This is a genomic window from Blautia sp. AF19-10LB (genome assembly GCF_003461245.1).
GTDB classification, from domain to species: Bacteria; Bacillota; Clostridia; order Lachnospirales; family Lachnospiraceae; genus Blautia_A; species Blautia_A intestinihominis.
Genome location: NZ_QTWS01000085.1, coordinates 1 through 1,875, shown reverse-complemented (window position 1 = coordinate 1,875; position 1,875 = coordinate 1). Strand labels below are relative to the sequence as shown.

Below are 1,875 nucleotides of genomic sequence, written 5' to 3'. Positions count from 1 at the left end.
GGGGCTGTCGGGAAATATGAACCGCTCCCCGTCAAGTAGACAATTGAAAAAATACAAATTTTTCCTGCCAGTAGAAATTTATCTGCTGGCAGTTTTTATGCAGCTTGCAAGTAAATTTCGTGTTTTTCCATTGGTGTTAAAATTCCGAGATTCCTTTGCAAGCGTTTATTGTTGTAGTAATCTATATAATCTTCGATCATTTTTACGAGAGTACCTCTATCGGTGAATCGTTTTCCATAGTATCGCTCTCTCTTCAGAATTCCCCAAAAGCCTTCCATTGGTCCATTGTCGATACATTTAGCAACTCGCGACATGCTTTGCGTTATTCCAGCATTTACAAGTTTTGTATGAAATGTCCTGTTCGTATATTGGAATCCCCTGTCACTGTGAAATAGTGGCTGCGCACCAGGATTTCTAAGTAAAGCATTGTCTACCGTATCAAACACCAAGGCATTGTTGTTCTTATCACGAATAACATACGAAACAATCCGTCTATCATATAGATCCAGTATTGCACTTAGATAAACTTTATGCTTTTCCATCCCAATATAATAATGGAATTCTGTCACATCAGTGAGCCATTTTTCATTTGGTGCTTTGGCAGTGAACTCCCGATTAAGTATGTTTTCAGCTATATACTGAGGGTTTGGAGCATGTCTTGTGCATCCGTTGTTAGAATACTTGATAGTTGATTTTATATTAAGTTTACGGCAAATGCATAGCACACGTTTATCGTTTACATCAATACCATGATATCGTTCCAGATCATCTCTGATCCTTCGATAGCCTTTATCTGGTGAGTCTGTATGAATCTTTTCTATCTCGTCGGCAATAAACCTATTCTTTTGTTCACTTTTAGGAATTTCTCTGTGTAGCCATTTATAATAAGCTGCTCTAGAAACATTAGCAAGTTTACAAAGTGCAGCGATTGGATAATTATGTTCTTTGTGTTCTTCTTTGATTGCCTGATATATATGTTCATGACGGACCAGGCTTAGCCCCGCCTCCTCTCTATTTCTTCGAGTTTTTTTAAGAAAGATGCCTCCATTTCAGCACGTGCTTTCTCTGCTTTTAAAATTTTAACTTCAGCACGCAGTTTTTCTAATTCACTCATCTCATCGGGACGTTTTCGTTTGCCACGGTTATCTCTTAAAGCTTCCACTCCACCAGCTTCATATTTGACTATATAATTGCGAGCCTGTTGATAGGACACCTGGTATTGTTCTGCCGTTTGGGCATAATTACGATCATGTGCGATACAATACTGTACTATTTCAACCCGTTCTTCAAAAGTGGTTTTTCTTCCTTTGGTCATGATAATGATTCCTCCTGTTCCAGAAGATTTTAATTCTTCATGACCATTATACTTCTTTATCCAGATTTGTAACTTAGCTTTTGAACGGATTCCGTATTTTTTGCAAATATCATCTTGAGAACCATAGCCTGCTAAAAAATCTAAGACTGCTTGTTGTTTCAATTCTTTGGAATATTTTTTATTCCCTTTCAATGTGAATGCATTTGCTCCCATAGATTCATAGTTTCGAATCCATTGTTGGACAGATGCGAGACTTACATCAAACATATGGGCAATTCGCCGTTGGCTTTCTTTTCCATCCAGATATAGATTTACAGCATATATCTTATCCTCAACAGATACTTTTCTTCTAGACATAAAATATGCTCCCTCCTAAGTGACAAGTTTTTATTATTTCACTTGTCTACCTAGAAGGGAGCATATCAATAGACAGTTCTAAGAGAGGGAGGGTGTGACTCATGTCGAGTCACACCCTCCCAAAATTTTTATCATAAAAAGAAAAAAAGATGGCTAACGACAACCATCTTTCTCTCCGTTACATGTTATAATGTAACTATGCT

2 protein-coding genes are annotated in these 1,875 nt (G+C 37.4%); both read right to left on the bottom strand.

Going from position 1 to position 1,875, the window contains the following annotated elements; translation table 11 throughout:
* Positions 1–95 precede the first annotated feature (95 nt).
* Positions 96–962 (bottom strand): IS3 family transposase, encoded by an 867-nt coding sequence (locus tag DWX28_RS19135; protein WP_243002507.1) that lies wholly within the window; start codon positions 960–962, stop codon positions 96–98.
* Between the two features lie 32 nt (positions 963–994).
* Positions 995–1,672, bottom strand: coding sequence for a helix-turn-helix domain-containing protein (locus DWX28_RS19130; protein WP_118254774.1), 678 nt, complete (start codon positions 1,670–1,672; stop codon positions 995–997).
* Between the last annotated feature and the right edge of the window lie 203 nt (positions 1,673–1,875).